This window comes from Pseudomonas sp. NFPP12, assembly GCF_900103205.1.
GTDB classification, from domain to species: Bacteria; Pseudomonadota; Gammaproteobacteria; order Pseudomonadales; family Pseudomonadaceae; genus Aquipseudomonas; species Aquipseudomonas protegens.
The window spans coordinates 492,326-515,589 of record NZ_FMWW01000005.1 but is presented as its reverse complement, the minus strand read 5'-3'; the positions used below and the strand labels follow the sequence as shown (position 1 = coordinate 515,589).

The window sequence follows — 23,264 nt, the reverse complement described above, 5'->3', positions numbered from 1 at the left end:
CGCGATGCATCCTTTCGACGATTCGCCAGGGCAGCCGTCCCCGCCCAACGACCGTACCCAATTCATGCCGCGCCCCGGTGGCCGTGCTCCCGAGCCCGGGCGCCCGGCTGCTGCGCCCGCGCCGTCGCTGGCCATGCCGGCGGCGCCGCTGCCGGCCGGCCAGGCCCGTGGCCTGAACCCCCTGGAAAGCGCCGCGGGCCCACTGCTGGCCTTGCTCACAAGGCTGCGCAGCACCCTGGCGCACCCGGCGCCGGCCAGCCTGCGGGCGCAACTGCTGGCCTACTTGCGCCAGTTCGAGGAGCGCGCGGAAGCGGTCGGCGTGCCGCGCAACGACGTGCTGCTGGCGCGCTATGCGCTCTGTACTGCCCTGGATGAAGCCGTGCTGAGCACGCCCTGGGGCAGCACCAGCGACTGGGGCAAGCAGAGCCTGCTGATCACCGTGCACAACGAGGCCTGGGGCGGCGAGAAGGTCTTCCAGCTGCTGGAGCACTGCCTGCAAAGCCCGCGCGAGCGCCTGTACCTGCTGGAGCTGTTGTACCTGTGCATGTGCCTGGGTTTCGAAGGCCGCTACCGGGTGATGATCGATGGTCGCAGCCAGCTCGAGGCCCTGCGCGAGCGCACCGCGGCCACCATCCGCAGCGCCCGTGGCGAGCACGAGCGCGAGCTGTCGCCACACTGGCGCGGGGTCACCGTGGCCCGTGACCGGCTGGCCCAGTTCATGCCGCCCTGGGTCGGCATCGCCATCGGCGTGGCCTTGCTCCTGGCGCTGCTGTTCGGCCTGCGCCTGAAACTGGCGGCGGACGCCGAGCCGGTGTTCAAGAACATCCATGCCCTGGGCGAGATCCCGGTGCAGACCCTGGACCGCCCGGTGATCCAGCCGAAGATTGTCGAGCGTCCGCGCCTGGCGGGCTTCCTCGCCGAGGACATCAAGGCCGGGCGGGTGGCGGTGGAAGATGCCGTCGACCGTTCGGTGGTGACCATCCGTGGCGACGAGCTGTTCGCCTCGGCCAGCGCCAGCATCCTCGACGACTACCAGCCGCTGATGCTGCGCATCGCCGACGCCGTGCGCAAGGTCAAGGGCCAGGTGCGGATCACCGGCCACAGCGACAACCGACCGATCGCCACCTTGCGCTTCCCGTCCAACTGGAAGCTGTCCCAGGCGCGCGCCGAATCGGTGTTGCAGATCCTCGCGGCGAAGACCGGGCAGCCGGAGCGCTTCAGCGCCGAAGGCCGCAGCGACACCGAGCCACTGGCAACCAATGCCACCGCCGAAGGGCGGGCACGTAATCGTCGGGTAGAAATCAGCGTATTGGCGGAGGGGGTCGAGTGAAGGCGTTTTTCAGTTTTGTGATTCGCTGGGTGATCCCGCTGCTGGGGCTGATCGCCCTGAGCCTGATCATCTGGTTCATTGGCCCGTTGCTGGAGTTCCTGGTACCGGAAGGCCGGCGTTGGACGCTGATCATTTTCATCTTCGCGCTGTGGATCGGCTACCGGGTGTTTTGCATCATCCAGGCCCGTCGGCATGCGGCCAAGGTCTTGCAGAGCCTGGCCGCCGACACCCCGCCGGACCCGGACAGCGTGGCCACTGCCGAGGAACTGGCCGCCCTGCGCCAGCGCATGGACGAAGCCCTGGCGCTGCTGAAGAAGGCCAAGCTCGGCGGTGACGAGCGACGCAATCTCTACGAGCTGCCGTGGTACGTGATCATCGGTCCGCCGGGTTCCGGCAAGACCACCGCACTGGTCAATTCCGGCCTGCATTTCCCCCTGGCCGCCCAGTTGGGCGCCGGTGCCGTACGCGGCGTGGGCGGCACCCGCAACTGCGACTGGTGGTTCACCGACCAGGCCGTGCTGCTCGATACCGCCGGGCGCTACACCACTCAGGACAGCCATGCCACGGTGGACAAGGCGGCCTGGCTGGGCTTTCTCGACCTGCTGAAAACCCAGCGCTCGCGGCGGCCGATTGATGGCGCCTTCGTTGCCATCAGCCTCTCCGACCTGCTGCTCGGCAGCGAAGCGGAGCGCGCTGCCCACGCCGCAGCGATCCGCCTGCGGATTCAAGAGCTGTACACCCAGTTGGGAGTGCGCTTCCCGATCTACCTGATGCTCACCAAGCTCGATCTGGTGCCGGGTTTCATGGAGTTCTTCGACTCCCTGAGCAAGGAAGAGCGGGCCCAGGTCTGGGGCATGACCTTCGCTCTGGACGACGGCAAGAGCGGTGACAGCCCCCTGGCCCACCTGCCGGCGGAACTGGCGGCCCTGGAGCAGCGGCTCAACGAGCGCCTGGTGGAACGCCTGCAGCAGGAGCGCGACCCGGCGCGGCGCGACCTGATCTACGGCTTTCCGCAGCAGTTCGCAGCGCTCAAGGAATCCTTGCAGAGCTTCCTGGAAGGGGTGTTCAAGCCCAATGCCTTCGAAGAGCGGGTACTGCTGCGCGGGGTGTACTTCACCAGCGGCACCCAGGAAGGCAGCCCGATCGACCGCCTGATCGGCGCCATGGCCCAGAGCATGAACCTGGACCGCCAGCACCTGGCGCGGCAGACCGGCACCGGGCGCAGCTACTTCATCGAGAAGCTGTTCAGTGCCGTGGCCTTTGCCGAGCGCGGGCTGGTAGGGGTCAACCCCAAGGTCGAGCGCCGGCGCAAATGGATCGCCCGTGGCGCCCTGGCTGGCACCGTAGCCCTGGTGCTGGTGGTCAGCACCTTGTGGATCATCAGCTACAGGGCCAACCAGGCCTACATTGCCCAGGTCGACCAGCGCGTCGGCCCGGTGCGCCAGGACGTGCAGAACCTCAGCCCGGCCCAGCGCGATGTGCTGGCGGTGCTGCCGCTGCTCAACGCCACCCGCCACCTGGCCGGCGACGCCCCGGGCTGGGCCGAAGGCCTGGGCCTGTACCAGGGCGACATGCTCGAAGCCGAGTCCGCCAGCGTCTATCGCAAGCTGTTGGTGGCGGTGTTCGCTCCACGGTTGATGACCCGCATCGAAGAGCAACTGCACAGCGGCGGCAACTCGGACTTCCTCTACGAGGGGCTCAAGGCCTACCTGATGCTGGCGGACAGCGAGCACTACGACCCGGACTTCATCAAGGCCTGGATCACCCTGGACTGGGATCACACCCTGGCCCGCGACCTGCCGCCCGAGCAACGCCAAGCCCTGACCGGCCACCTGCAGGCGCTGTTCGAGAAGCATCCGCCCAACGCGCGCCTGGACCAGCGCCTGATCGACGACCTGCGCCGCCAGCTGCAACAGCTGCCGGTGGCCCAGCGGGTGTATGACCGGGTCAAGCGCGCCAAGCTGCCGGACGGCGTGCCGGACTTTCGCCTCAGCGAGGCCGGTGGCCGTGACGCCGCGCTGGTGTTCACCCGCAAGAGCGGCAAGCCGTTGAGCGAGCCCCTGAGCGGGCTGTTCACCGCCAAGGGCTACCGCCAGGGCTTCCTCCTGGCCAGCCTCAACCAGGCAGGCACCCTGGCGGAAGAACAGTGGGTGCTGGGTCGCGATCAGGCCGACCAGCAGAACGTCGCCAGCCTTGCCGCCGACGTGCGCCGCCTGTACTTCCAGGATTACCTGCGCCAGTGGGACGCCTTGCTGGCGGACATCGACTTCGTGCCGATCACCAGCGTGGCCCAGGCCGCCGACGTGCTGCGGATTCTGTCCGGGCCCACTTCGCCGCTGAAGAAACTGCTGGTGGCCGTGGCCAAGGAAACCGACCTGCAACAGGAAGAACGCCTGCTGGCGGCCCAGGGCCAGAAGGTCGAGGGCGGTGTGGACCAGCTCAAGCAACGCCTGGGTAACCTGCTGGGCCAGGAACAGTCGGCCAACCCGGCGGCCGTGGCCAGCAGCGAAGACCCGGTGAGCGCGCACTTCGCCGAACTCAACAGCCTGGTGAGCAAGGGCGAGGGCGAGCCGGCGGCCATCGACGGCCTGCTGGCGGACATGAACGCCCTGTACGTGCAGGTCAGCGCCATGGTCGGGGCCAGCGGCGACGCGCTGCTCGGCGAGGCCAAGAACCAGGCCAGCGCCGCTGCGGCGCGGGTCAGCCTGACCGCCGAGCGCCAGCCTCCGGTGGTCCAGGGGCTGGTCAAGTCGGTGGTGGGCTCCACCACCAACACCATGATGGGCGGGGTGCGCAACCAGCTGAACGCGGCCTGGGTCAGCGAAGTGGTGAACGTCTATCGCCAGTCCCTGAGCGGCCGTTATCCGATGTCGCCGGGCAGCTCCCGGGACGCGACCCTGGAAGATTTCGGCCAGTTCTTCGGCACCGGCGGGGTGATGGACAACTACTTCCGCAAGTACCTGCAGCCCTACGTCAACACCTCGACCACCACCTGGAGCTGGCAGCCGGGCGCGGCGCAGAAGCTGGGGATTTCCCCAGGCGTGCTGCAGACCTTCCAGCGCGCTTCGAACATTCGCGACGCCTTCTTCCGCTCCAGTGGCGGTACCCAGCCGGCCGTGCGTTTCGAACTCAAGCCGGTGGCGATGGACGCCAATATCAGCCAGTTCCTGCTCGACCTGGACGGCCAGCAACTGAGCTACGACCACGGCCCGAGCCGGCCGGTGGCCATGCAATGGCCCAACCCGGGGAGCATCGGCGTGGTGCGCCTGTCGATCATGCCGCCGTCGCCCACCGGGCGTTCCGGGATCACCCTGGATGGCCCCTGGGCCTGGTTCCGCCTGCTGGAGCAGTCGGACCTGACCGCCACCAATTCGCCGGACCGCTTCAACCTGCGGCTACGGGTGGACGGTGCGAGCATTTCCTACGAGCTGCGGGCCAGCAGCGCCTTCAACCCGTTCAAGAGCCGGGTGCTCAGTGGCTTCAGCCTTCCGGAGCGGCTATGACGGCGCCCGGCCTGTACGGCAAGTTGGCCAGCCGCGGCGATTTTGTCAGCCGTGGCCTGCCGCAGAGTTTCATCGGCCCCTGGGACAGTTGGCTGGCGGCGGGGCTGCTGGCCAGCCAGAACGCCCTGGGCGAGCAGTGGCTGAACGCCTACCTGATCAGCCCGTTGTGGCGCTTCGCCCTGGCCCCCGGGGTCTGCGGGCCCCAGGCGGTGGTCGGGGTGGTGATGCCGAGCATCGACCGGGTGGGGCGCTATTTCCCCCTGACCGTGGCTGCGCTGCTGGAGCCCGAGGCTGACCTGGCTTCGTTGGTCGGCGGCCCGGAGCAGTGGTTCGAACAGGTGGAAGAGCTGTTGCTGGCGACCCTGGAAGAGGGCGCCAGTTTCGAAGCCCTGGAAGAGGGCTTGCAGGCCCTGGGCGCGCCAAGCCCGGCCAGCCGGATCGAAGGCAGCCACTACGCCGGCCTGCAGCGGTTTTATGTCAGCGATCCACAGGCCCGGGGCGCGGTACTCGCGGCCCAGGCCTGCGCGGGATCGAGTGCTTGGTGGGGGCGCGGTTCGCAGTACATCAGCCCAATGCTGTTGCGCTGCCAGGGCTTGCCGCCGGCCAGTGAATTTGCGCAATTTTTGCTCGGACAAGAGGGTGCCGTCTAAATGCGTTCAGCGCCGCAACTGTCCTACCAGTCCGCCAGCTACAGCCATGTCGGCATGGTGCGGAAAATCAATGAAGACGCCTGGCTCGAAGCCCCGGAGACCGGCCTGTGGCTGGTGGCCGACGGTATGGGCGGGCACGCCGCCGGGGACTATGTCAGCAGCCTGATCGTCGACAGCCTGCGGGCGGTTCCGGCCGCCGACAGCCTGGACGACTATGTCGCCGCGCTGCGCAACGGCCTGGCCGCGGTCAACGCCGCGGTGCGCGAGGAAACCGCCAACCGTGGGGTGACCATGATGGGCAGCACCGTGGTGCTGCTGGCGGTACGCGGGGCCCGGGCCGTGTGCCTGTGGGCCGGCGACAGCCGCCTGTACCGGTTGCGGGACGAACAGCTGGAAGGCATTTCCCGGGACCACAGCTACGTCCAGGACCTGCAGGACAGCGGCCTGCTCAGCGAGGCCGAGGCGCGGGTGCACCCGCGGGCCAACATCGTGACCCGGGCGATTGGCGTCGAGGCCCAGCTGGAGCTGTCCCAGATTGACCTGCAGGTGCAGGACGGCGACACCTTCCTGCTGTGCAGCGACGGCCTGAACAAGACCGCCGAGGACTTTGAGCTGCGTGACGTGCTCAGCCACAGCGAGCCCAATGACGTGGTGCGCAGCCTGATCCACCTGGGCCTGACCCGGGGCGCTCCGGACAACATCACCGCCATCGTGATCAAGGCCGCAGGACACTGACCATGGACATTCTGATTCCCGGCTTTGACATCCAGGGCGAAATTGGCGAAGGCGCCATGGCCAGCGTGTACCTGGCGACCCAGCGTTCCCTGGAACGCAAGGTGGCACTCAAGGTGATGGCCGCGGCGCTGGCCGCCGACCCGAGCTTCTGCGAGCGCTTCCTGCGCGAGGGCAAGACCCTGGCGCGGTTGTCGCACCCGCACACCGTGACCATCCACGACATCGGCAATGTCGGCGAGCTGTATTACATGGCCATGGAGTACCTGCCCAACGGCACGCTGAAAGAGCGCATCGCCGCCGGGCTGACCCCGGAGCAGGGCCTGACCTACATTCGCCAGATCGCCTCGGCCCTGGGCTATGCCCATGCCCAGGGGCTGGTACACCGCGATGTGAAGCCGGCCAACATCCTGTTCCGCGCCGACGGCACCGCGGTGCTCTCGGACTTCGGCATCGCCAAGTCCCTGGACGACCGCACCCAGTTCACCCAGGCCGGTTTTGCCGTGGGCACCCCGAGCTACATGAGCCCCGAACAGGCTCGTGGCCAGGACATCGACGGCCGCGCCGACCTCTATGCCCTGGGGGTGGTGCTGTATGAAATCCTGGTGGGCGAGTTGCCTTACAACGGCACCGACGCGCTGTCCACGGCCCTGGCCCACCTGACCGAGCCGCTGCCGGAGCTGCCGCTGCACCACGGTCGCTACCAGCACATCCTGCGCAAGCTGCTGGCCAAGGACCCGGCCGAGCGCTACCCGGATGCCGCCGCCTTGCTGGCGGCCCTGGACAACCTGCCGGCCGCCACCTCCGAGGTGGAAGCGACGCTGATCCAGCCCTTGCCGCTGCCACCCCAGGCTGCGTCGCAGCCTGTACCTCAGAGCAACGACCTGGCCGGGCTGACCCCGGTGTCCATCGAGATCCCGCAGCAGGCGCCCCGACCGGCGCCGCGCCGCGAGCCGCCCGAGGAGCCGCCCGCGCCGCCGCGCACGGCCAATCTGCCTCCAGCCGGCAGCGGGCCTTCCGAACAGCGGCGCGGCCCGGTGCTGGCCCTGGCCGGGGTCGCCGTGGCGGTGGCCCTGGCAGTGGCGGGCGCCGGTTACTGGTGGCTGTCGGGCGACAGCCCGGCGCCAGAACCCAAGACCGCCTCGACAGCCGGCACCACGCCTGCGGTGGTGGCGCCCCCGGCCAGTCAGCCGGTGGCCGCGGATGTCGACGGCGGCCAGCGACCACTGCTGATGCCGGGCAAGAAAACCCTGTTCCAGCGGGTGCTGAGCAAGCCAGGGGCGAGTTTCTCCAGCGAGCCTGGGGCTGCGCCGGGCCAGGCGGTGCCGGCGTTCTCGGTGCTCTACGTGTATCAGCGCAAGAACCTCGACGGCCGCTCCTGGCTGCGCCTGGGGGCCGCCAGTGACGGTCGCAGCGCCGGCTGGTTGCCGGCCGAACAGGTCAGCGACTGGAAGCAGAGCCTGGTGCTGAAATTCACCGAGCGTTCCGGTCGTGCACCGGTGATGTTCGTGCGTCAGGCCAGCGAGCTGGAGCGTTTGTTGGCGGACCCTGCGGCGGCCAAGAACCTGCTGCTCAAGGCACAGAAGAATCCCCAGGACGAACAGCAGGTGCTGGCCCTGGAACCCAACGCCAGCGCGGTGCCACAGGACCAGTTCTACCTGCTGCCGATCTTCGATTCCAAGGAGAGTTTCGACGAGAACGGCCAGCCGGTGCAGTTGCTCAATGTGGCTTCCATCGACCCGGGCAACAGCCCGCAGAGCATCAGCGACAGTAGCGGCAAGCGCCTGCCGGCCAATGCTCCGCCGGCGGCCGGCGATGCCTTCCGCACTGCGGTGGTGCTGGTGGTGGACACCTCGGTGTCGATGCAGCCCTACATCGACCAGGTGCGCGATGTGGTGCACGAGCTGCAAAGCAAGATCGCCCAGCGCGGCGAGCTGGACAGCGTCAGCTTCGGCCTGGTGGGCTTTCGCAACAACACCAGCAAGACCCCGGGCCTGGAGTACGTGACCAAGACCCTGGTGACCCTGGACCAGGGTCGCGATCCCCAGCGCTTCCAGGAGCTGGTGAGCCAGGTCAAGGCCACCAGTGTCTCCAGCCATTCGTTCAACGAAGACGCCTTTGCCGGCGTGATGCAGGCCGTGGAGGGCATGGACTGGAAGGGCTATGGCGGCCGCCTGATCCTGCTGGTCAGCGATGCCGGGGCGCTGCGCAAGAACGACCCTTACAGCCGCACCCAGATGAACGAGGCGGAAGTGCGCCAGGCAGCCCTGGGCAAGCAGATCAAGATCTACGCCCTGCACCTGCGTACCGATGCCGGCAAGAAGAACCACGCCCAGGCGGAAACCCAGTACCGGGTGCTGACCGCCGACGCCAACCCGAAAATCGGCGACCTGTACATTCCGGTGCCCGGCGGCGATGTGGGCAAGTTCGGCGAGCGGGTCGACGAGATCGGCACGGTGTTCGCCGACCTGGTGCATCAGGTGCGCAGCAACCAGAGCCAGGAAGTCCCGGTGCTGGCGGCGGCGCCGAGCATCGCGCAGAAGTCGGCGGCCATCGGCTACGCCATGCACATGGATTTCCTCGGCCGCAAGTCCGCCAGCCAGGCGCCCCAGCTGGTCAGCGCCTGGACCGCCGACCGCGACCTGACCAACCCGGCGCTGCCGGCGTTCCAGGTCTGTGTGATGCTCACCAAGCTGCAACTCAACGACTTGCAGCAGTCGCTGAAACTGATCGTCGACGCGGCGCGCAAGACCCAGACCTCGCCCAAGGATTTCTTCCAGGAAATCGCCAGCGCCAGTGCCTACATGAGCCGCGACCCGTCGGCCCTGCGCAAGGGCGGCAACCTGGCCGACGGCGGCGTGCTGGGGGAATACCTGGAAGGCCTGCCGTACCGCAGCAAGTCGCTGAACATGACCCAGGACCTGTGGCTGTCCCTGAGCGTGGCCGAGCAGGAAGACTTCATCGACGAGCTGGATTCGAAGATCCGCCTCTACGAAACCTTCCATAACGACCTGGCCAACTGGGTGCGCTTCGGTGATGCCGAGCCGGGTGATGCCCTGTACCGCGTTCCGTTGTCGACCCTGCCGTGATGCTCAATCTGGCGCAGGTGCACAAGAGCCGCGGCGAGGGTCGCCAACGCTACAGCCTGGTGATCCCCAGGCTGCAACTGCGTGCCGGTGATCAATTGGCGGTGGTCGGCCCCAGCGGTTGCGGCAAGAGCACGCTGCTGGACCTGCTGGCGCTGGTGCTGGCCCCGGATTCGGCGGCGCGCTTCGAGTTCTCCCCGGCCAGGGATGCCATCGACATTGCCGGGATCTGGCGCGGCGACGGCCACAGCGCGCTGGCGCAGTTGCGCAGCCGGCACCTGGGGTATGTGCTGCAGACCGGCGGCCTGCTGGGCTTTCTCGACGTGCGCGCGAATATCAGCCTGCCCCGGCAGTTGCTGGGGCTGGCGGACGAGGGCATTCCCCGGCGCCTGGCCGAGCGCCTGGAGATCGCCGACCAGCTGCACAAGAAACCCGCCGCGCTGTCGGTGGGCCAGCGCCAGCGGGTCAGCTGCGCCCGGGCCCTGGCCCACAACCCTCAGGTATTGCTGGCGGACGAGCCGACAGCGGCCCTGGACCCCTTGAACGCTCAGCGGGTGATGCAACTGCTGGTGCAGCAGTCGCGGGACCAGGGGGTGTGCTGTGTGATCGCCACCCACGACGAACCCCTGGCCCGGGCCAACGGCTTGCAGGTACGACGCATCGCCTGCCAGCGCGACGCCGATGGCGGAGTCACTGCCACGCTTGGGGAGGCCTGCTGATGCGCGCCTCCCTGACCGCGGCACTGGCCTGGCAGGACTACCGGGCCGACAGCTGGCTGTCGGCCTGTTCGGTGCTGGCCCTGGTGGCGGTGATCGCCCCCTTGCTGGTGCTGTTCGGGCTCAAGTTCGGGCTGGTGAGCAGCCTCACCGAGCGCCTGGAAAAGGACCCGGCGGTGCGCGAGATCATTCCCCTGGGCGGCGGGCGCTTCAGCGCCGACTTCATCGCCCAGTTGGGGCAGCGTCCGGACGTGGCCTTTGCCTTGCCGCGTACCCGGCAGATCGCCGCCACCGCGGACCTGTCCCGGGGCACGGGGGATATCGGCCTGACCGTGGAAATGCTCCCCACCGCGGCCGGCGACCCCTTGCTCGGGCGCTTGCCGGCGCCCCGGGGCATGAGTGGCGTGCTGCTCAGCCGCACCGCCGCCGAGAAGCTTGGGGTGCAGCCGGGGGACTGGTTGCAGGCGACCTTTGGCCGGCAGGTGGCGGGGCGCAGCGAGGTACAGCGGACCCGGGTCCAGGTGGAGGGCGTTCTGCCGCTGGAGGCCTTTGCCCGGGACGCGCTGTTCGCCCCGCTGGCGCTGCTGGAGGCCGCCGAGGATTACCGCGACGGACGCGCTGTGGCGGCCCTGGGCTGGCTCGGCGATGCCCAGGCAACTGCCGGGCAGCGGGTTTACCCGGCGTTTCGCCTGTATGCCCGCGACCTGGGGGATGTCGAGCCATTGCGTCTGTATTTCGCCGAGCGCGGCCTGCTGGTGTCGACCCAGGCCCAGACCATAGCCCAGGTGCAGTCCTTGAGCCGCAACCTGGCCATCGTCTTCTGGGTGATCGCCGGGCTGGCCCTGGCGGGTGCCTTTGCGGCGATCTTCGCCGGGGCCCTGGCGGCGGTGGAGCGCAAGCGCCGGGAGCTGTCGGTGTTGCGCCTGCTGGGGTTTTCCACCGGTGCGCTGCTGCTGTTCGTGGTGGCCCAGGCGCTGTACAGCGCCGGTTTTGCCGCGCTGTTGAGCGGCGCCCTGTATGGCCTGGCCCAGGCCGGGCTGAATCATTTGTTCATGCAGGCGCCCGGCGAATACGCCAGCCACCTGCTGCCGGCCCATTACGGGCTGGCCCTGTTGGCGACGCTGGGCGTCAGTACCCTGGCCGCCGCGCTGGGCGGCTGGCGGGTGTCGCGCATAGAAGCCTGTGAAGGAATTCGCGATGTATAAGTTGATCAGCACCGTGCTGGCCATGACCCTGGCCGGGGCCGTGTGGGCCGAAGAGCCGGCGAACAAGATGGACAACCCCAAGCCGCTGCCGGACGACGTCAGCCTGCCGCTGCCCTGCGACGGCGAGATGGTGTTCCGCTACGTCTACGTGCTGGCCCAGGGCACCCTGGACGACCGTGAGGTGAACCTCGGCTACCCCTTCAGCGAGGGCGAGAGCGGTTACCAGCAGTCGTTCATTTCCGGCTATCGCCGGGACTACATCAACGGCCAGTTCACCCTCAAGGACCTGCCTGGCGCCTGGGGCAAGACCATTGGCCCGGCGCTGCCGAAAAGTGGCGCCGGGGTGCCCCTCAAGCCAATGCTGTATTTCATCGGCAAGTACGAGGTCACTGCCCGCCAGTACGCTCAGGTCATGGCCCAGGCCCAGTCCCTGGCCAGCGGTGATCCGGCCCCGGCCTGTGAGGCGCCGGATGGCCTGCAGGGGCGCCTGCCCAAGGTCAAGCTGTCGCGCTTCGAGGCCGAGCGCTTTGCCGCGGTGTACAGCGCCTGGCTGATGAAGAACCACCGCGACCTGCTGCCGGTCAGCGGCCGTGGCAGTTCCTCGGAAGACGGTGGCCTGGGCTTTGTGCGCCTGCCCACCGAGGTGGAGTGGGAATACGCCGCCCGCGGCGGCCAGGCGGTCAGCCGCCAGGAGCTGGAAGGCCGCCTGTTCCCGCGGCGCGTGGAGGGCAGCGAAGACGACGGCCCGCTGGCGGACTGGGCGGTGTTCAACCAGGTGGCCGGCGGCACCGGCCAGGCCGCGCGCCTGATGCCCATCGGCACCAAGCTGCCCAACCCCATCGGCATGTTCGACGTGATCGGCAACGCCGCCGAGATGGTCCAGGAGTCCTTCCAGCTGGTGCGCGCCGGGCGCCGCCAGGGCACCTACGGCGGTTTCGTGGTCAAGGGCGGCAACTACCTGGAAGGCGAAGGCACGCTGTTCACCGGGATGCGCCGCGAGTACCCGCTGTTTGGCGCCGACGGCACTGAGCAGAGCAACGAAACCACCGGTTTCCGGGTGGCCATCGGCGCGCTGTCGGCGCCCCGTTCGCGCTACAAGGAGCTGTTTGCCCAGTGGCAGAAGGAGGGCCGCCTGGCGTCCCTGACCGACGCCATCGACGACGCCCAGGACCCCACCAAGCGCCTGGACGCCATCATCGCCGCCAGCGTCGACCCGCGCCTGCAGGCGGAGCTGGGGCTGGTCAACGAAGAGCTCAAGCGCAACGTCTCGCTGATCGCCCAGCAGCGCGAGGAAGCGGCCGGCAACCTGATCCAGTCGTCGGCACTGGTGGCCGAGACCATCAACAACTACAACATCCGCCTGACCAACCTGAAGAAGAGCCAGCAGCAGGCCATCGATGCCAAGGACGAGCCCAGCGCCAAGCTGTTCGCCGAAGCCATCGACAACGGCCGCAGCGCGCTGGACGGGGCGGTGGCGATCTACATCGACAACCTGGCCACGGGTACCCGTTACACCGACGCGGTGATCCAGGCGCAATTTCAACGAATCAAGGAAGAGCTCAATCGCAAGCCGGTGCTCGGCAAGAGCCTGGTGACGCGCGCTACGTTATTCGTTCGCCATGTCGGGAATTATCGCCAGCAACGGCGAGCCGACCCGGCGACGATTTTGAAGGAACTGCTCGCATCGACCGGTCAGAAGTCATGACCGGCCGCTGTCTGTCGAGCCTGGAGGATCTCGGACGACATTGCGTCGCGCCGAGTTGGTCAAACTTAATCGAGATCACGAACATGCTTTTTTCCCGCAACCCATTTGCTTCAACGTCCAAGCGTCACCTGCTGTTGGTTGCCGCCGGGTTCAGCACCGTATTGACCGGTTGCGCGACCTCTCCGGTGTCCAAGGTCGCCTCGACCACCAAGGTCGAGTACTACCCGAGCTGCTACGAGCCGGTGCAGCACCTGCGCGCCACGGATTCGGACATGACCAAGTCGGTGGTCACCGGTGCTGCCCTGGGCGCTGCTGGCGGCGCTTTGCTCGGTGCCCTGACCGGTGACGGCGACCACCGTGGCCGCAACGCCGCCATCGGTGCCGCAGGCGGTGCCTTGGCCGGTGGTGCAGCCGGTTACTACACCGAGCGCCAGAAGCAGATCGCCGACGACAACCAGCGCATCGCTTCCTACGCTGCCGACGTCAACAAGAGCGCGGCCGACATCGACCGCAGCACGGCCTATGCCCGCGCTTCCCAGACCTGCTACCAGCGCGCCTTCGACAGCCTGATCAGCTCCCGCAAGGCCAATACCATCAATGACGTGGAAGGGCGCAAGCGCCTGGCGGAAATCGTCAGCGGCCTGAAAGAGTCCAACGACCTGATCACCGCGGTGAACGGCCGTGCCAGCGAAGACCTGAGCAAGTACAACCAGGCCTACGAGCAGGATCTGCAGCAAGTGGGCGTGCAGCGTACCGACGTGGTGAAAGTCGCCACCGCCGATACCACCACGGTGACCACCGGTGGCAAGAGAAAACAGCCACAGAAGGTCAAGCAGCCCAAGCTGCCGACCGTGCCTCAGGAAGCGGTGAGCACCGAGAGGTCGATCCAGGATGCCAAGATCAAGCAGGCCGAAAGCAACAAGGTCGCGACCACCGGCCAGACCCAGGTCAACAGCATGTGCAAGAACCCGGACCTGGGTGACTGGGCACCGGTGCCTTGCCCTAACGTCTGAGTTAGCGATTGTCTGACAAGATGTCGCGATAAGCGTTGAACGCCAGCCGATCTCCGAGCAATCGAACAGATCGGCTGGCGCTCTTCGAGTTACAGGTTAAACTGCGCCGGCCATCCAATAATTCCACTGAGGCGCCGTGCATGAAATTCCGTTTTCTTCTCTGGGTGCTTGGCCTGTTGATGGGCAAAGCCAGCCGCAACAATCCTGCTTTCCAGCAACAGTTGGGTGACAAGGAGCTGGTGTTCCAGCTGCAGACGCTCGACGGCAAGGTTGCTCGGCATTTTTTCGTCAAGGACCAGCGCGTCACCAGCCGTTCGGGGTTCTATCCCGAGCCGGCATTCGCCATCGCCTTCAAGGATGCCGCCTACGGCTTCGCCACCCTGCAGGCGAAGAACAAGCAGTTGGCATTCATGACCGGTATTCAGGATAAGTCGATCCAGATCAAGGGCAACCCGGCCCTGGTGATCTGGTTCCAGGGGCTGACCAAGTACCTGAAACCGAAAAAGGCCAAGCCCAAGGCTTGACCGGGAAACTTCGCCGGCAAGCCGCCTCCTGCAGGAGTGGGCTGGCCGGCGAATGGGCTCAGGCCTGGCTGAACTGCGAAGCCAGTTCCCGCAGCAGTACTTCGGCTTCCAGCACCTTGCTCACCACGTCGTCCGCCTTGTCCCGGGTCAGGCCCAGGCGTTCCAGCAGGGCGTCGGGGATATCCTCGTGGGGCCCGGAGCCGATGCCCCGGCTGCGCAGCAGGCGCACGGCCAGGCACACCAGGTTCGGGTACTCGGCATAGGCGCCGTCGTAGCTCGGGTCGTGCTGGAAGCGCAGGGCGGTGCACAGCTCTTCCGGCATGTCCCAGTAGCGCATCAGCCAGGCGCCGATCTGTTCGCGGCTGATACCCAGCAGGTGCTGTTCGACATAGCTGTGGCACAGGTGCGGGTTGACCTCCAAATGCCGGCAGATCAGCGAGAAGTGCGGCGGGAACACGTGGGCCAGCAGCAGGTAGCCGAAGTTGTGCAGCAGGCCGGCCAGGTAGGTCAGGCCGGCTTCCGGGCGCTGGGCACGGGGCATGGCGCGGGTCAGGCCCTCGATCACCGCGGCGGTGTAGATCGACTGCTGCCAGTAAGGCGTGGCGTGCTGCGGCTGGTCCTTGGGCAGGCTCAGGGTCTTGCCCAGGGCCAGGCCCAGCGCCAGGTTGATCACCAGGTCGAAGCCCAGCACGCGGACGATGGCGTCTTCCACCGAGCGGATCTTGCCGGGCGAGGCGTAGTAGGGCGAGGCGGCCCAGCTGACCACCTGGGCGGCCAGGGCCGGGTCGGTTTCCACCACACCGGTGATGTCGTCGATGGTGGCGTTGGGGTCGACCCGCAGCTTGATGATCTTCTGCGCGGTTTCCGCCAGGGGCGGGATCTCGATGGTGGCTTCCAGGCGCTGCTGGATGCGCCGCGCGGTGAAGGCCTGCATCGCCTGGGAGATTTCCTCGCGGTCATCGTCCGGGCGGTCGAGGTTGGGGCGAATGCTGCTCAGGGGCTCGCCGAAGTTGCCGGCGCTGGCTTTGCTGAGCATGCTCTTGAAGGCTTCGCTGGTGATCTCCAGCAGTACCCCGGGCTCGCCGGAGTTGATCAGCAGGCAGGGCTCGCGCAGCAGGCTTTCTTCGTACAGGCACGGTGAGCTGGTGAGCGCCGGCAGGCCGGGCAGCAGGCTCAGGCTGTGCTTGCCGAGCATGCGCTCCAGGCGTTCGGTGGAAACGGCGGTCAGGCGGCGGCCGGTGAGTTCGGCCAGGCGGTTGAGGTCCAGTAACTGGCTCTGCGGGAACAGCACCATCAGCGCGCCGACGGCGTCGTCCAGCAGTACCGCCTGGACCTTGCGCGCAGCCGGCAGGCCCGGCTGGTCGATCACTTCGTTGTAGCTGATGGCCAGCTTGCCGAGCAGCAACCGGATAACAGACGGAGCGTGTGGGGTTGCAATGTCGAGGGCAACTTCTGTCATGGTCTGGTATCCGTTTTTCTACAATTTGACGAGTATAACCAGCTTGGTTATGGCGAGGGTTCACTAACTGAGTGTTGGTTCACACTTGGCCGTATTGCTGTCCGTGGCGCAGCCAGCGCTCCAGCAACGGGCTGACATGGTCCGGCCAGCGCTCCAGCAGGGCCTGGGCGGCATCGCGTACCGCCGGCAGCAGGTCGGCGTCGCGCATCAGGTCGGCGACCTTGAATTGCAGGAGGCCGGTCTGCCGGGTGCCGAGCATTTCCCCGGGGCCGCGCAGCTCCAGGTCCTTTTCGGCGATGACGAAACCGTCGTTGGTTTCACGCATGATGCCCAGGCGCTGGCGACCGATCTGTGAAAGCGGTGGGTGGTAGAGCAGCACGCAGTGGCTGGCGGCGCTGCCGCGCCCGACCCGGCCGCGCAGCTGGTGCAACTGGGCCAGGCCCAGGCGTTCGGGGTTTTCGATGATCATCAGGCTGGCATTGGGTACGTCGACCCCGACCTCGATCACCGTGGTGGCCACCAGCAGTTGCAGGTTGCCGGCCTTGAACTCGGCCATCACCGCGGCTTTCTCGGGGGCCTTCATGCGGCCGTGGATCAGCCCTACGCGCAATTCGCCGAGGGCGCTGGAAAGGTCTTCGAAGGTGGTTTCCGCGGCCTGACAGGTCAGTTCCTCGGACTCTTCGATCAGGGTGCAGACCCAGTAGGCCTGGCGCCCTTCGGCGCAGGCGGCGCGTACCCGCTCGATGACTTCGATGCGCCGGCTGTCGGTCACCAGCACGGTGTTCACCGGGGTGCGACCGGGAGGCAGTTCGTCGAGGATCGAGGTGTCCAGGTCGGCGTAGGCGCTCATGGCCAGCGTTCGCGGGATCGGCGTGGCGGTCATGATCAACTGGTGCGGGCACAGGCGGCCGCCCACGCCTTTCTGGCGCAGGGCCAGGCGCTGCTGCACGCCGAAGCGGTGCTGTTCGTCGATGATCACCAGGGCCAGGTTCTTGAACTGCACTTCGTCTTGGAACAGCGCGTGGGTGCCCACCACCATCGGTGCGCCACCGGCAATCTGTTCCAGGGCTGCGCTGCGGGCCTTGCCCTTGAGCTTGCCAGCCAGCCAGGCGACTTCCAGGCCCAGGGGCTCGAGCCAGCGCTTGAAGGTGATGAAGTGCTGCTCGGCGAGGATTTCCGTCGGCGCCATCAGCGCCACCTGGTAGCCGGCCTCCAGCGCCTGCAGGGCGGCCAGGGCGGCGACCACGGTCTTGCCGGCGCCCACGTCGCCCTGGATCAGCCGCAGCATGGGCTCGGGCTGGCTCAGGTCGTAGGCGATCTCGTTGCCCACGCGCTGTTGCGCGCCAGTGGGAGCGAAGCCCAGGTTCTTCAGGTACTTGACCGGCAGTTTCCTGGCCAATGGCAGCACCGGGGCGCGCTGTGAGCGCAGGCTGTCGCGCAGACGCTGCTGGGACAGCTGGTGGGTCAGCAACTCCTCGAACGCCAGGCGGTGCTGGGCCCAGTGGTGCCCCAGGGCCAGTTCGTCGACATCGGCGTCCGCCGGCGGGTGATGCAGGTAGCGGATCGCATCGTCCAGGGGCGCCAGCTGATAGTCCCGGGCCAGCTCTTCCGGCAGCCAGTCAGGCAGGCTGCGCGGGCCCAGCAGGGCCAGGCTCTGTTGGCACAGCAGGCGCAGGCGCTGCTGGGTCAGGCCTTCGGTCAGGGGGTAGATCGGTGTCAGGGTCTGGTCCACCGGCGGCGGCTCGTCGCCGCTGATGGCACGGTATTCCGGGTGGTAGATCTCCAGGCCCGAGGCGCCGGGCCGGGCTTCGCCATAGCAGCGCACACGGGTGCCGCGCTTCAGGCCGTCCTTCTGCGCATTGCTGAAATGGTAGAAGCGCAGGCTCAGGCCGCCGGTACCGTCCTGCAAGCGCACCAGCAGGCTGCGGCGCTTGCCCATGACCACATCGGCGCCACTGACGGTGCCTTCGATCACAGCATCCTGGCCGGGGCGCAGGGCGCCGATCGGCACCACGCGGGTGCGGTCCTGGTAGCGCAGGGGCAGGTGGAACAGCACGTCCTGAAGGTTTTCCAGGCCGACCTTGGCCAGCTTCTCGGCCATGGCTTCGCCGACGCCCTTGAGTGCCGTGACCGGCACTTTCGACAGCTCAGTCATTGCGAGCGCTTAACTCGCGGCGGGCGGCTTGGCCACCGAGCACAGGCGGATCGAGTCGGCGAGGATCTCGATGGCCTTGGGCCGCGGGAAGCTGGCGCGCCAGGCGATGGCCACGGTGCGGAACGGCACGGGCGGGGTCAGGGGGCGGACTTCGATCACCCCGGGGGCGTAGTGATGGCTGTCCACGGCCGACAGCGGCAGGATCGAGATGCCCAGGCCGGAGGCGACCATGTGGCGGATGGTTTCCAGGGAACTGGATTCCACGGTGGTGTGCTTGGCGCCGTCGTTGCCCTTGGTCAGGGTCGGGCAGGCCTCCAGGACCTGGTCGCGGAAGCAGTGGCCTTCGCCCAGCAGCAACAGGCTCTTGTCGTTGAGCAGGTTGGCGTCGATGGTTTCCTTCTTGGTCCAGGGGTGGCCGCTGGGCATCAGCACATAGAAGGGTTCGTCGTACAGCGGCAGGGTCAGGACATCGGCCTCGTTGAACGGCAGGGCGATGATGATCGCGTCCAGCTCGCCGTTGCGCAGTTTGTCGCGCAGTACGTGGGTGAAGTTCTCTTCTATATACAGCGGCATCTGCGGGGCGACCCGGTGCAGCTGGGGAATCAGGTGCGGGAACAGGTAGGGGCCGACGGTGTAGATCGCCCCGACCTTGAGCGGTGCGGTCAGCTGGTTCTTGCCGGCCTGGGCCAGCTCACGGATGCCCTGGGCCTGCTCCAGGACCTTTTGCGCCTGGGCGACGATGGTCTCGCCCACCGGGGTCAGGCGCACGGCGCTCTTGCTGCGCTCGAAAATCAGCACGCCGAGTTCGTCTTCAAGCTTTTTCACGCCGACCGACAGGGTGGGCTGGCTGACATGGCAGCGCTCGGCGGCATGGCCGAAGTGCTGCTCTTGGGCGAGGGTAACGATGTAGCGCAATTCTGTAAGAGTCATAGCGGGCGTCCGTGAGGTTGCGGCCAAGCATAACGGCTGCAATCGATAGACGCACGTTATCAGACCGAGGGTGGAATGCGACACCCGCCAATGCCTGCTTCAGGCGGCACAAATGCGAAGGGCACCTTGAAGGTGCCCTTGCGGTGGATCAGCGGCGGCCGCGGCTGCGGTCGATCTCGTAGTTGTACGAGGCGGTGATTTCCACGCTGCCGTTGTTGAGCATGTCTGCCGGTGGCTTGGGCAGCGGCTGGGCACGACGGATCATGTCCAGGGTGGCCCGGTCCAGATCGGCGTTGCCCGACCTGCCTACCAGCTCATAGGACAGCACCTTGCCTTCGGCATCGACGACGAAGCGCAGGGAGTTGGTGCCTTCCTTGCCTCGACGCTGAGCCTCGCTCGGATAGCGCTTGTACTTGGCCAGGTGCGCCTGCAATTCCCCCTGCCAGTTAGCCTTGGCGGCGGCCTGGGCCGGTGACGGGCCAGGGGTCGCAGGAGCGGGCTGCTTGGACGGAGCCGGTGTGACCGGAGCGTCGCTGGGCTTTTCCTCGGAGGGCTTTTCCTTGGGCGGTTCAGGCTTGACCACCGGCTTTGGCGGTTGCGGCTTGGGCTTCTGCTTCACCGGCTTGGGTACCGAGATGGTCGGCTTCGGCGCTTCGGCCAGTTTCGGCAGCGGCAGTTCTTCCACGGGGGCCGGCGGTTGTGGTGGGGTCACCACTTTCGGCGGCGCCGGTGGAGGCGGCACAGGGGCAGGTGCCAATTCCACCACCATGGCTTGGGGGGGAATGGGCATGGGCTGTGGCTTGGACCAGTTGAGGGCGAGCAGGATCGCCAACCCATGGACGCCCAACACCACCGCCAGGCTACCGCTGTAACGCGTCAGTCTTTGGCGCGTCGTGATCATTTCTTGGCTGCCGTCTCAAGTCCGACCAGGCCGACTTTCAGGTAGCCGGCCGCCCGCAGGGTGTCCATCACACTCATCAGGTCGCCGTAATCCACACCTTTGTCGGCCTGGAAGAAGATGGTCGTGTCTTTCTTGCCCTGGGTCCGGGCGTCGAGGATGGCGCCAAGGGTTTCAGCCTTGACTTCGTCTTCGCCGAGGAACAGGCGCTTGTCGGCCTTGACGCTGAGGAACACCGGTTTTTCCGGCCGCGGCGCCGGCTTGGCGCTGGAGGCGGGCAGGTCGACCTTGATGTCCACGGTGGCCAGCGGTGCGGCCACCATGAAGATGATCAGCAGCACCAGCATCACGTCGATGAACGGCGTGACGTTGATCTCGTGGTTTTCGGCCAGGTCGTCGCCTGCGCCTTCTTTCAAATGCAAGCCCATGGCTGATTACCCCACTTTCACCATGTGCGGTTGTGCGGAGCGCTCGTTCGGCTGGTGATCCAGGTCGCGGCTGACCAGCAGCAGGACCTCGGCCGAGGCGTCGGTGACCTGGGCCTTGTAGCCGGTGATGGAGCGAGCGAAGACGTTGTAGATCACCACCGCGGGAATCGCGGCAACCAGGCCCAGGGCGGTGGCCAGCAGGGCTTCGGCAATACCCGGGGCAACCACGGCAAGGTTGGTGGTCTGGGTTTTGGCGATGCCGATGAAGCTGTTCATGATGCCCCACACGGTGCCGAACAGGCCGACGAACGGCGCGGTGGAACCGATGGTGGCCAGCACGCCGGTGCCGCTGCTCATGTTGCGGCCGCAGGCAGCCACCAGGCGCTCCAGGCGGAAGCTGACGCGCTCCTTGATGCCCTCCTTCTCGCGGCTGTTGGCCGAGAGGCGCATCTCTTCCAGGGCGTCGTGCACCAGCAGGTTGGCCAGGGTGCCCTCCTTGGTGGCGGTGGCGCTGGCTTCCTTGAGGGTGGTGGCCTTTTTCAGTGCGGCGATTTCACTGCGCAGGCGGCGCTTGGCACCCATCAGCTCGAAGCCTTTGGCGATCCAGATGGTCCAGGTGATGATCGAGGCGATGGCCAGGCCGATCATCACCAGTTTCACGATGATGTCGGCGTTCTGGTACATGCCCCACGGCGACAGGTCATGGGCCATGCCCAGGGTGTTGTCGGCCTCCAGGACCTCAGGAGCGTCTTCGCCGATAGCGGGCTGGCCTTCGGCCTGGACTGGCTCGCCGGCCACTGGGGCTGCGGCTGGAGCGGTCGGGTCGGTGGCCGTATGTTCAGCGGCTGGAGCGGTCGCGGCAGGGGCAGGGGCTGCGGCGGTGGCTGGGGCGTGCTGGTCGGCAAAGGCTGCGGTCGGTGCCAGCAGCAGGCTGCACAACAGCGCTGCAACCGCGCTCATGGCGCGCAGCGGGCTTGGGCATTTGGTTGGCGAGACGGAGAGTTGGTTGCTTGTCATGCTGGCCGGACCTGAGAGGAGAAAAGGGTGAAATGTCCTTCTAGGCCTCGCAGGGCCGAGAACAAAATGGGCGGTTATTATTGCAAGTAATTCTTGTTAACAGAAGTAATAGAGTATCTTTTTTTCCTTGATTGCTAGCCGTTCGTCCAGTGCGAGGGCTAGTCTTGACCTTTCCCAAAGGAGTTTTCTGATGTCCTCCCCCTCTGTATTGATCGCCGGTTGCGGTGATGTCGGGAGTCGCCTGGCGACTCAACTGCTGGCCGAGCAATGGCAGGTTTACGGCCTGCGTCGCAACGTATCGCGCTTGCCACAGGGGGTGGTGGGCATTGCAGGTGACCTGTTCAGCGAGCAATGCCCCGGGCAATGGCCGCAGAAGTCGCCGGACTATCTGGTGTATTGCGCGGCGGCCACCGAGCATGACGAAGCCGGATATCGCGCGGCTTATGTCGATGGTCTGCAGCATGTACTGGGCTGGCTCAAGCAGCGCGGCCAGGCGCCCAAGCGTTTGCTGTTTGTCTCCAGCAGCAGCGTTTATGAGCAGAAGGACGGTGAGTGGGTCGACGAGGCTTCCGTGGCCGAGGCCCAGGCCTACTCCGGACGCATGATGCTGGAAGCCGAGCAGGTGGCTCTGGGCAGCGGTATTCCCGCCACTGTGGTGCGCTTGACCGGCATCTATGGCCCGGGTCGCGAGTGGCTGCTGACCCAGGTGCGCCGGGGTTATCGCGTGGCGATCGGGCCGCCGCTGTACGGCAACCGTATTCACGCGGACGATGCCGCGGGCCTGCTGGCGTTCCTGCTCAAGGCGGACCGCAGTGGCACGGCGCTGGATGATTGCTATATCGGCGTGGACGATGCGCCCGCGCCCCTGGCAGAGGTCGTCGACTGGCTGCGCGATTACCTGGGCGTCACCGAATGGGCGGACGATGCCAGCGTGCGTCGTACCGGCAGCAAGCGTTGCAGCAATGCCCGGGCCAGGGCGCTGGGCTGGGTGCCGCGCTATCCGAGTTATCGCGAAGGTTATGCAGCGATTTTGACGACGCAGGGCTAAGTTGCCCGAGCAGCTTGGGGTCGCGGTCGAAGGCTGCGACCGGCTTCCCGAGGGCGTCGCTGCCGACAGGCCGAAGGTCCTGTGGACCTTGTCGCAGCCTGCGGCAGCGGCTACAGGGTAGTTACTGCTTTTCCAGCAACCACTGCTGGCTGCCCGGCGTCAGCGAGGGCACTTCATCCGCCAGGGCGGTATTCACCGCCTGGAAGATCTCCAGCTGTTGATCCTTGCGCACGAAGATCCAGGAGTTGCCCTGGCCGTTGAGCTGCAGCCAGATGCTATCGTTGCCGCCGCTCATCGAGGCGCAGTCGCCAGCCAGGCACAAGGCGTAGCGATCGGCGCCCGGCAGGCCCTGGACGGCGCCGTTTGCCTGGAACTGCACTTCGTTGCCCAGGCCCGGTCCGTTGACGATCTTCCACTTGCCACCCAGATACGCCGAGTACAAGGCGCGCTCGAAGTTGGCGCCTAGCGGCGCGCCTTCGGGGGCGGGGTCTTTGGGGCGGTCGAAGACCTGCTCGGGCTCATTGTCGTTGGCCACTTGCAGCAGTTGCTTGCCGTTGCGCTTCAAGTCGGTGGCGGCGCTGCCATAGAACTCGACTTTTGCAGTGCTGGAACCGTCGCCGATGATCTTGCCTTCGACGGTTTCGAAACCGTTGGTGTAGCGGGCCTGGCCAGCCTTGGTATTGAGCTCCCATTCCAGGTTCGGGCCGTAGGCCTGGAGGGCTTCACGCAAAGGGCCGCCCTTGGAGGCTGCGTCGATCGCTACCTGATTGATCCAGATGCCGCCCACATCGTTTTTGGCGGGGTCGCTGGCACAACCGCCGAGCAGTACGGCGAGCAGCGAAACAGCTAGCGCTTGGCGCATGAT

18 protein-coding genes are annotated in these 23,264 nt (G+C 66.8%); 11 read left to right on the top strand and 7 right to left on the bottom strand.

All coding sequences use genetic code 11. The features are described 5' to 3' along the window. The first annotated feature begins 4 nt into the window (after positions 1–4). The 10 genes from BLS75_RS23525 (at position 5) to BLS75_RS23480 (ending at position 14,464) form a co-directional block, all read left to right on the top strand. Positions 5–1,330 carry a DotU family type VI secretion system protein gene (locus tag BLS75_RS23525; protein ID WP_072451872.1) on the top strand — a complete coding sequence of 442 codons (1,326 nt, stop codon included), beginning with the start codon at positions 5–7 and terminating at the stop codon, positions 1,328–1,330. Next, the gene (tssM, locus tag BLS75_RS23520; RefSeq protein ID WP_072451871.1) at positions 1,327–4,833 is read left to right on the top strand and encodes a type VI secretion system membrane subunit TssM; all 3,507 of its coding nucleotides are present in this window, start codon (positions 1,327–1,329) and stop codon (positions 4,831–4,833) included. The genes BLS75_RS23525 and tssM overlap by 4 nt, the downstream gene beginning before the upstream one ends. After that, entirely contained in the window at positions 4,830–5,483 is a 654-nt protein-coding gene (tagF, locus tag BLS75_RS23515; protein ID WP_053154571.1) for a type VI secretion system-associated protein TagF, read from the top strand. Before tssM ends, tagF begins: the two co-directional genes overlap by 4 nt. Then, a complete protein-coding gene (locus BLS75_RS23510) occupies positions 5,484–6,218 on the top strand; it encodes a PP2C family protein-serine/threonine phosphatase (protein WP_011064247.1) in 735 nt (244 codons plus the stop codon). 2 nt (positions 6,219–6,220) lie between these two features. Continuing rightward, entirely contained in the window at positions 6,221–9,304 is a 3,084-nt protein-coding gene (locus BLS75_RS23505) for a serine/threonine-protein kinase (protein WP_072451870.1), read from the top strand. Continuing rightward, positions 9,304–10,020 (top strand): ABC transporter ATP-binding protein, encoded by a 717-nt coding sequence (locus tag BLS75_RS23500; RefSeq protein WP_011064245.1) that lies wholly within the window; start codon positions 9,304–9,306, stop codon positions 10,018–10,020. Before BLS75_RS23505 ends, BLS75_RS23500 begins: the two co-directional genes overlap by 1 nt. Beyond that, the gene (locus BLS75_RS23495; RefSeq protein ID WP_015637478.1) at positions 10,020–11,222 is read left to right on the top strand and encodes an ABC transporter permease; all 1,203 of its coding nucleotides are present in this window, start codon (positions 10,020–10,022) and stop codon (positions 11,220–11,222) included. Before BLS75_RS23500 ends, BLS75_RS23495 begins: the two co-directional genes overlap by 1 nt. 22 nt (positions 11,223–11,244) lie before the next feature. Then, positions 11,245–12,927, top strand: a complete 1,683-nt coding sequence (locus tag BLS75_RS23490) for a formylglycine-generating enzyme family protein (protein WP_239690688.1) — start codon at positions 11,245–11,247, stop codon at positions 12,925–12,927. Between the two features lie 83 nt (positions 12,928–13,010). After that, positions 13,011–13,940, top strand: coding sequence for a type VI secretion system-associated lipoprotein TagQ (gene tagQ, locus BLS75_RS23485; protein ID WP_011064242.1), 930 nt, complete (start codon positions 13,011–13,013; stop codon positions 13,938–13,940). Between the two features lie 140 nt (positions 13,941–14,080). After that, entirely contained in the window at positions 14,081–14,464 is a 384-nt protein-coding gene (locus BLS75_RS23480; RefSeq protein WP_015637475.1) for a hypothetical protein, read from the top strand. Between the two features lie 58 nt (positions 14,465–14,522). On the opposite strand, the gene BLS75_RS23475 is transcribed toward BLS75_RS23480, so the two are convergent. The 6 genes from BLS75_RS23475 to exbB all read right to left on the bottom strand — a co-directional run bounded on the left by BLS75_RS23475 (position 14,523) and on the right by exbB (position 21,351). Continuing rightward, positions 14,523–15,923: an aminoacyl-tRNA deacylase and HDOD domain-containing protein gene (locus BLS75_RS23475; protein ID WP_011064240.1), complete on the bottom strand. Its 1,401-nt coding sequence runs from the start codon at positions 15,921–15,923 to the stop codon at positions 14,523–14,525. A 79-nt stretch (positions 15,924–16,002) separates the two neighbouring features. Further along, positions 16,003–18,078, bottom strand: coding sequence for an ATP-dependent DNA helicase RecG (gene recG, locus BLS75_RS23470; RefSeq protein WP_015637474.1), 2,076 nt, complete (start codon positions 18,076–18,078; stop codon positions 16,003–16,005). Between the two features lie 9 nt (positions 18,079–18,087). Next, positions 18,088–19,008 carry a hydrogen peroxide-inducible genes activator gene (locus tag BLS75_RS23465; protein WP_011064238.1) on the bottom strand — a complete coding sequence of 307 codons (921 nt, stop codon included), beginning with the start codon at positions 19,006–19,008 and terminating at the stop codon, positions 18,088–18,090. A 148-nt stretch (positions 19,009–19,156) separates the two neighbouring features. After that, on the bottom strand, positions 19,157–19,909 hold the full coding sequence (locus BLS75_RS23460) for an energy transducer TonB family protein (RefSeq protein ID WP_011064237.1): 753 nt from the start codon (positions 19,907–19,909) through the stop codon (positions 19,157–19,159). Then, on the bottom strand, positions 19,906–20,334 hold the full coding sequence (gene exbD / locus BLS75_RS23455) for a TonB system transport protein ExbD (protein WP_011064236.1): 429 nt from the start codon (positions 20,332–20,334) through the stop codon (positions 19,906–19,908). Before exbD ends, BLS75_RS23460 begins: the two co-directional genes overlap by 4 nt. Before the next feature lie 6 nt (positions 20,335–20,340). Then, complete coding sequence (gene exbB / locus BLS75_RS23450) at positions 20,341–21,351, bottom strand: tonB-system energizer ExbB (protein WP_072451868.1); 1,011 nt, start codon at positions 21,349–21,351, stop codon at positions 20,341–20,343. A gap of 190 nt (positions 21,352–21,541) precedes the next feature. On the opposite strand from exbB, the gene BLS75_RS23445 reads away from it, so the two are divergent. Beyond that, the gene (locus tag BLS75_RS23445) at positions 21,542–22,399 is read left to right on the top strand and encodes an SDR family oxidoreductase (protein ID WP_072451867.1); all 858 of its coding nucleotides are present in this window, start codon (positions 21,542–21,544) and stop codon (positions 22,397–22,399) included. 121 nt (positions 22,400–22,520) lie between these two features. On the opposite strand, the gene BLS75_RS23440 is transcribed toward BLS75_RS23445, so the two are convergent. Further along, positions 22,521–23,261 (bottom strand): hypothetical protein, encoded by a 741-nt coding sequence (locus tag BLS75_RS23440; RefSeq protein ID WP_011064233.1) that lies wholly within the window; start codon positions 23,259–23,261, stop codon positions 22,521–22,523. Between the last annotated feature and the right edge of the window lie 3 nt (positions 23,262–23,264).

Bases quoted from the DNA above. Each gene is read 5' to 3' on its own strand.
- exbB (WP_072451868.1), bottom strand. From the start codon at position 21,351: ATGACAAGCAACCAACTCTCCGTCTCGCCAACCAAATGCCCAAGCCCG.
- BLS75_RS23505 (WP_072451870.1), top strand. From the start codon at position 6,221: ATGGACATTCTGATTCCCGGCTTTGACATCCAGGGCGAAATTGGCGAA.
- recG (WP_015637474.1), bottom strand. From the start codon at position 18,078: ATGACTGAGCTGTCGAAAGTGCCGGTCACGGCACTCAAGGGCGTCGGC.
- BLS75_RS23445 (WP_072451867.1), top strand. From the start codon at position 21,542: ATGTCCTCCCCCTCTGTATTGATCGCCGGTTGCGGTGATGTCGGGAGT.
- BLS75_RS23460 (WP_011064237.1), bottom strand. From the start codon at position 19,909: ATGATCACGACGCGCCAAAGACTGACGCGTTACAGCGGTAGCCTGGCG.
- tagQ (WP_011064242.1), top strand. From the start codon at position 13,011: ATGCTTTTTTCCCGCAACCCATTTGCTTCAACGTCCAAGCGTCACCTG.
- BLS75_RS23440 (WP_011064233.1), bottom strand. From the start codon at position 23,261: ATGCGCCAAGCGCTAGCTGTTTCGCTGCTCGCCGTACTGCTCGGCGGT.
- BLS75_RS23465 (WP_011064238.1), bottom strand. From the start codon at position 19,008: ATGACTCTTACAGAATTGCGCTACATCGTTACCCTCGCCCAAGAGCAG.
- BLS75_RS23510 (WP_011064247.1), top strand. From the start codon at position 5,484: ATGCGTTCAGCGCCGCAACTGTCCTACCAGTCCGCCAGCTACAGCCAT.
- exbD (WP_011064236.1), bottom strand. From the start codon at position 20,334: ATGGGCTTGCATTTGAAAGAAGGCGCAGGCGACGACCTGGCCGAAAAC.
- BLS75_RS23490 (WP_239690688.1), top strand. From the start codon at position 11,245: ATGACCCTGGCCGGGGCCGTGTGGGCCGAAGAGCCGGCGAACAAGATG.
- BLS75_RS23480 (WP_015637475.1), top strand. From the start codon at position 14,081: ATGAAATTCCGTTTTCTTCTCTGGGTGCTTGGCCTGTTGATGGGCAAA.
- BLS75_RS23525 (WP_072451872.1), top strand. From the start codon at position 5: ATGCATCCTTTCGACGATTCGCCAGGGCAGCCGTCCCCGCCCAACGAC.
- tagF (WP_053154571.1), top strand. From the start codon at position 4,830: ATGACGGCGCCCGGCCTGTACGGCAAGTTGGCCAGCCGCGGCGATTTT.
- BLS75_RS23500 (WP_011064245.1), top strand. From the start codon at position 9,304: ATGCTCAATCTGGCGCAGGTGCACAAGAGCCGCGGCGAGGGTCGCCAA.
- BLS75_RS23475 (WP_011064240.1), bottom strand. From the start codon at position 15,923: ATGACAGAAGTTGCCCTCGACATTGCAACCCCACACGCTCCGTCTGTT.
- BLS75_RS23495 (WP_015637478.1), top strand. From the start codon at position 10,020: ATGCGCGCCTCCCTGACCGCGGCACTGGCCTGGCAGGACTACCGGGCC.